Source organism: Hominilimicola sp. (assembly GCF_046972485.1).
GTDB lineage: Bacteria > Bacillota > Clostridia > UBA1381 > UBA1381 > Hominilimicola > Hominilimicola fabiformis.
Map to the genome: position 1 here is coordinate 1 of NZ_JBKVWU010000137.1, position 5,369 is coordinate 5,369.

Annotated in this window: 7 protein-coding genes; 2 read left to right on the forward strand and 5 right to left on the reverse strand. The window is 33.5% G+C overall.

Annotated elements, in window-relative coordinates; all coding sequences use genetic code 11:
- Positions 1–210: hypothetical protein (locus tag ACLTU0_RS10480; protein ID WP_412322385.1), on the forward strand; the 210-nt coding region annotated here is incomplete at its 5' end.
- A gap of 743 nt (positions 211–953) precedes the next feature.
- Here the strand turns inward: ACLTU0_RS10480 and ACLTU0_RS10485 are convergent.
- The 3 genes from ACLTU0_RS10485 to ACLTU0_RS10495 all read right to left on the reverse strand — a co-directional run bounded on the left by ACLTU0_RS10485 (position 954) and on the right by ACLTU0_RS10495 (position 2,577).
- Positions 954–1,286, reverse strand: a complete 333-nt coding sequence (locus ACLTU0_RS10485; protein WP_412322386.1) for a hypothetical protein — start codon at positions 1,284–1,286, stop codon at positions 954–956.
- 271 nt (positions 1,287–1,557) lie between these two features.
- On the reverse strand, positions 1,558–1,992 hold the full coding sequence (locus tag ACLTU0_RS10490; protein ID WP_412322388.1) for a hypothetical protein: 435 nt from the start codon (positions 1,990–1,992) through the stop codon (positions 1,558–1,560).
- A gap of 141 nt (positions 1,993–2,133) precedes the next feature.
- A complete protein-coding gene (locus ACLTU0_RS10495) occupies positions 2,134–2,577 on the reverse strand; it encodes an HIRAN domain-containing protein (RefSeq protein WP_308456882.1) in 444 nt (147 codons plus the stop codon).
- 487 nt (positions 2,578–3,064) lie between these two features.
- Between ACLTU0_RS10495 and ACLTU0_RS10500 the strand changes: the two genes are divergently transcribed.
- Positions 3,065–3,268, forward strand: coding sequence for a hypothetical protein (locus tag ACLTU0_RS10500; protein WP_412322389.1), 204 nt, complete (start codon positions 3,065–3,067; stop codon positions 3,266–3,268).
- 120 nt (positions 3,269–3,388) lie between these two features.
- Here ACLTU0_RS10500 and ACLTU0_RS10505 read toward each other — a convergent pair whose 3' ends face one another.
- Both ACLTU0_RS10505 and ACLTU0_RS10510 read right to left on the reverse strand, forming a co-directional pair.
- Complete coding sequence (locus ACLTU0_RS10505) at positions 3,389–4,561, reverse strand: tyrosine-type recombinase/integrase (RefSeq protein ID WP_412322390.1); 1,173 nt, start codon at positions 4,559–4,561, stop codon at positions 3,389–3,391.
- A 17-nt stretch (positions 4,562–4,578) separates the two neighbouring features.
- Positions 4,579–5,175, reverse strand: a complete 597-nt coding sequence (locus ACLTU0_RS10510) for a helix-turn-helix domain-containing protein (RefSeq protein ID WP_412322391.1) — start codon at positions 5,173–5,175, stop codon at positions 4,579–4,581.
- Between the last annotated feature and the right edge of the window lie 194 nt (positions 5,176–5,369).

The following is a 5,369-nucleotide window of genomic DNA, read 5'->3' on the forward strand; positions in this document are numbered from 1 at the left end:
GGAAAAACCGATAACGGAAAAACCGATAACGGAAAACCGATAACGGAAAAACCGATAACGGAAAAACCGTCAACAAATAATACCGACAAAAGCCACTTTATGCGGCGGAATACTCAACATTTCCGCCACTGGTTGTATCTTTACCCTAAAGTGACTGTAAAAGCAGATTTAAGGCATTTTCACCTTATCAGTAATACCTTATATGGCTGATACTGGTGTCATATCTATTTGCAGAATAAAAAAGTCGTTTTTTCCAACAAATGAGCGACTATAATGTATTTTGTTGCCTTGTCACATTCAAGCCATACGTTTACTTGATTAGGGCGGTATGCCGCCGCAATGTGTACAAGTGCCTTTTGTCTGTTCCCTTTGGGTATAAAAAAGCACTGTACACCGCATTTAAAATATGCTACAATGATTTTAGATTAAAGATTATATTTAATCTCCTGTAGTGTTGGGAGTGACTGGGCGGTTGTTCTGACTTACGGGGAAAGGAACAAAATATAATGAGTGAAAGCACTTTGGTATTAATCATTTTGTTTTTGCTTGTATATGTGATAAAAAAATAAAGCCGCCCATTCGCACATAATGGACGGCTTTAGGGTAGATATTTCATCTACGTTTTAAAACTTAAATTATAATAGAATGACCGTTAAGTCACTCCTTTATCTACTTGTATTTTATCAAAAAATATATGTATTGTCAAGATAAAAATGTGATGCCATAAAAGCCACCTGTGCGGCGGAATATCCAACCTTTCCGCCGCTGGTTGTAAGATTTTATTATACACCCTTAAAACGACAGTAAAGGCTGATTAAAGGCATTTTCACCTTATCAGTAATACCTTATATGGCTGATACTGGTGTTATATCTATTTGCAGATTAAAAAAACCGCTTTATGCGGCGGAATACTCAACATTTTCGCCGCCATAAGCGGTATTTTTATTATATATTTATGCCGTATGTAAGTTATCACCGTTGTTGTTTTCGCTTTCGGTGTTGTCTTGCGTTGTGTTGTTGCTTTCAAGTGTTCGCTCGTTAAGGGACTTGTCTAAAATTGTTAGAATGTTAGACAAGTCAAATATCAAATTGTCTAATATTCTAAATAAGGATGTGGCTCTTTCGTATACGTGCCACACAAAAACTTGTTGCTCGTGTTCTGTTTTAAATCTTGGTGAAAAAAATTCTTTTCTGATTTCTTGCGATAAACACATTATATCTATTGCCATATCTGTTGCCTTACCTATTTCATCCACTACTTCTATATCTTTAATTAAATTATCCATTTTAAAAACTCCTTTACTACTTGACTTTTTTTATTGCGTATAGTACAATTATTCTAATCCTTTTAGGATGGTGGTATTAGCCTTGTATGAGTTGGTAGCTTGTACAAGGCTTTTTTATTGCTAACAGCAAAGTTACCGCCGCCCATAGACCATATAGCTTGCATAATGTCCTCTAATCTCTTTAAGAGTAGCTTTATATAAAAAGCCTTACACATTATCAAAGCCGCCTTGTGCGGCGGAATACTCAACCTTTCCGCCGCTCATAAACATTTTATATATCTATGTGTATTTTCCCTAAAATACTTCTTACACCTTTGTAAACCGACCATTTAAAATGTTCTTTCTTGTCTATCTGTAAGTATAATTTTCTAAGTTTTTTATATGTTTCTAAATGACGGTTTGAATACTTGCTTATATCACCAAATCTATTGCCATAGTATTCAGTTAGCCAATAACGTATATATCCCGGAACTGCATTTTCTCCGTTGAAAAAATACTGAATAATATTATCTTTGGCGGATATAGCACGAACACCATAATCAACCGAATGACCGTTAGAAAAATATTCAAGGTGTTGCACTACATTGTTATATGCACTCTTAATATCGCTTTCATTTTCAAGTTGTACCGCCTTGCAAAAGAAATGTGTAATATTTTCTGCGTCTTGTCCCAATGACGGCAACCATACAAAATCATTATTTTCCATAAAAAAATACCTCCTAAAATCTTGACTTTACAGAGGAAATACACTATAATTTACTTGTGTGATAAATTGTGTGTATTTCCTCTTTTGTTGGCAAATGCACTTGCCTTGTATGAGTTGGTAGCTTGTACAAGGCTTTTTTATTTATGCTAATTGCAATGTTATCACCGCACCATAATTCATATAGCTTGCGTAATGCCCTCTAATCTCTTTAAACATTGCCTTTATGTAAAAGCCTTTGTCTATAAGTGCCGATACCACATAAGCAAGATTACGAGGGATACAACCTAAATTATAGTTATCCGAGCCATTCACCGATACAATAACATTTACTGCGTTGTTATCGTGTAAATTTGCCTTGTCACGTTCAAGCCATACTTTTACTTGATTAGGGCGGTATGCCGCCGCAATGCGTGCAAGTGCCTTTTGTCTGTTTCCTTTGGTTACTCCAGCTACTTTACTTTCGATAGCCTTACCCTTTATCAGTTCCCAAGCCTTTTTAAATGCGGCGGAAAGTGTTAAGCCCATTTTCTTCAATCGGTTTGCCATAGTTGCAACTATGCGGCGGATTGTGTGAATGTTCTTCATTGTGTTTCGCTCCTTTCGTTTTTTTGTGTAGTCAACCTTGACTATGGTTATATTATACTATATCGATAGCGATATATCAATAGACAAAATACACAATATTGTTATCAATATATTGTGTAAAATGTATATTGTAATCGATATATCGAGAATGTTATAATAAAATTGCAATTAAGTGATTAATTGTAGGTGATAAAGAAATTTATGTGACCTTGATATATTGGAGCGGTGGCGACTGTTCCGACACTCTCAAAAAGGGGGTGTTTTTATGGACTACATACAAATGATATTGACAATAGCTATTACAGCATTATTGATTGAATTAATAAAAACCATAAAAAAATAGTCGCCCCTTACTCGCTATAAGAGACGACTAATGGCTTATGCCATAAAATAAATCTTGTTATTGCGGAACGGTCAAAGCCGTTCCTTTTATATCTAAACTATACCACATATCAACAACAAAGTCAAGTAGAAAATAGGTGAAAATATGACAGTTTCAAAGGCTCAACAAAAGGCAACCGCTAAATATATGAAAAATAATTATGATACTACTTTAATACGTTTCAAAAAAGGTGCAAAGCAACTTATACAAACCGCCGCAAAAGAACAAAATGAAAGTGTAAACGCATATATAAAAAAAGCTATCCAAACAAGATATACGTCTGATACTGGCAATAATATCGAATTATAACATAAAAAAATAGTCGCTCCTTACTCGCAATAAGAAACGTCTTTTATACGTAATTATGCGTGAATTAGTACATAAATCATATATAAACCGTTATATTATACGCATATAACAATAAAAAAGTTAAAATAAAACGCTCATTTTCTCAATCTCATTTCTTGCGTGTTCATCTGTTGTATGTGCGTACCTGTTAAGGGTGGTTTGAATGTCTGCGTGTCCTAACAAGGTGCTTAAAGTCTTTATATCCATACCGCTTTCAACCGCTCTTGTAGCGAATGTATGCCGCAATGCGTGAAAATTCACACCGTCAAGCTTTACCGCCGCCGTAAAGCCTTTAAATATCTTCTGTATCTGTCTTGGCTCAACATATCCGCCAAGCTCATTACATACAACATAACACTTTTTATCATACGCACTGCCAGCAAGCAACTTTTCAGCCGTAATATTTTTATAATGTTTCTTCAATTCCGAAATTAAAGCCATTTGCATAGGTATCACCCTATCAGATTTACGGCTTTTTGGCGGTGTAATTTTTATTTCTGTACCTTTTCCGTCTTTCTTTTGTACTCTCATAAGGGTTTTATTTACCGTTATAACTCCACTTTCAAAATCAATGTCATTCCACGTTAAAGCAGAGATTTCACCCTCTCTCATACCAGTACATAAGGCAATAAATACAATAACTTTAAAGCGACTGTCAGAAGTTTTGACATACTCCAGTAATCGCCGTTGTTCCTCTCTTGTCAATACACGCATTTCCTTTTTTTCAGCCTTTGGAAGTGCAATATATTCCGCTGGATTGCGGTGTATTATATCACTTATAATAGCTTGCTTAAATGCCGTTACTAACATTGTTTTCATATTCTTTAAAGTTTTCACACTTAAAGGCTTTTTTGTTCTTGGGTTAATTTCCGCAGCCTTTTTATTAAAAAAGTCTTGCAACATATCAAGGCTTAATATTTGTAAACGAAGTCCACCTATTGCTGGTGTTATATGGTTTTCTATTATCCCCTTGTAACTGATGTATGTTGATTGTGTTAAGCTGGTGTCTTTATACGTTTTAAGCCACCTGTCAAGCCATTGTGCAACTGTTATCTTTGTAGGCTCAATAAATGTATTTGCATTAATTTCATTTTGAACTTTTACAAGTCGTTCCTCTACTTCTTCGTATGTCTTGGCATATATTTCACCGTATGTCATACGTCCGTTTTTGTCTATTCCCTTTTCATAACGTCCTCGCCAGTATTCATACTTACCCTTATGGCATTTCGATATATTTAAGCCTTTTCTCGGCATTTAAAACACCACCTTTTTTATATTCCGTCAAAAAACACAGTTAAATTATTTTCATACTTCAATTTTAATTTGTGTGCTATATCATTTATACACCGTTCTATCTCAAAATCACGCAATTTTGAAACATCTTCTTTGTACATAGGCAATAACTTACTTAATATCGCTTTTTGTTGTTCTTTATCCATAGTTAAAATATCTTTTATTTTACTATCCGCTATATCTTCTTGAACTTCTTTTATATCTTTATCTTTGTCATTTATTAAATTCACAAGCATTTTAAAAGAACTCATTACGACAATAGTATTTATAATATCCGCCGCCGTATTATTTTTTTCTTTTGAGGATTTTTCTAATATCGTTAATGAAAAATCATTCAAACCTGTAACCTTGCTTATATCTATATTTTCTTTATCTTTTGCGTTTATTAAGCCAAGCAAATAATCGGTTGAAACACCAAAATATTTTGAAACCGAGATAATAAAATCACTATCTGGTTTTCTTTGCTCATTTTCATAAAACGAAATAGACATACTTGACACGTTTAAAATCTTTGCCAATTCTTGTTGAGTTAGTCCCTCTGTCGTTCTTAACTCCTTTAGCCTTTTGCCAATCATAGATAAACCGCTCCTAAATTTAAGTTATAAGTATATAATACATAAAAAAATATAAATAGTCAATAACAAGATAAAACAAATGTTATTATTTACATTAAAACATAACTTTTGTATTGACAACATAATAAAATGTGATATATTGTATTATAATAATAGTTTATTATTTTTTTTATTAAACAAAAGATATTACAAAG

Bases quoted from the DNA above. Each gene is read 5' to 3' on its own strand.
- ACLTU0_RS10485 (WP_412322386.1), bottom strand. From the start codon at position 1,286: ATGGATAATTTAATTAAAGATATAGAAGTAGTGGATGAAATAGGTAAG.
- ACLTU0_RS10490 (WP_412322388.1), bottom strand. From the start codon at position 1,992: ATGGAAAATAATGATTTTGTATGGTTGCCGTCATTGGGACAAGACGCA.
- ACLTU0_RS10495 (WP_308456882.1), bottom strand. From the start codon at position 2,577: ATGAAGAACATTCACACAATCCGCCGCATAGTTGCAACTATGGCAAAC.
- ACLTU0_RS10500 (WP_412322389.1), top strand. From the start codon at position 3,065: ATGACAGTTTCAAAGGCTCAACAAAAGGCAACCGCTAAATATATGAAA.
- ACLTU0_RS10505 (WP_412322390.1), bottom strand. From the start codon at position 4,561: ATGCCGAGAAAAGGCTTAAATATATCGAAATGCCATAAGGGTAAGTAT.
- ACLTU0_RS10510 (WP_412322391.1), bottom strand. From the start codon at position 5,175: ATGATTGGCAAAAGGCTAAAGGAGTTAAGAACGACAGAGGGACTAACT.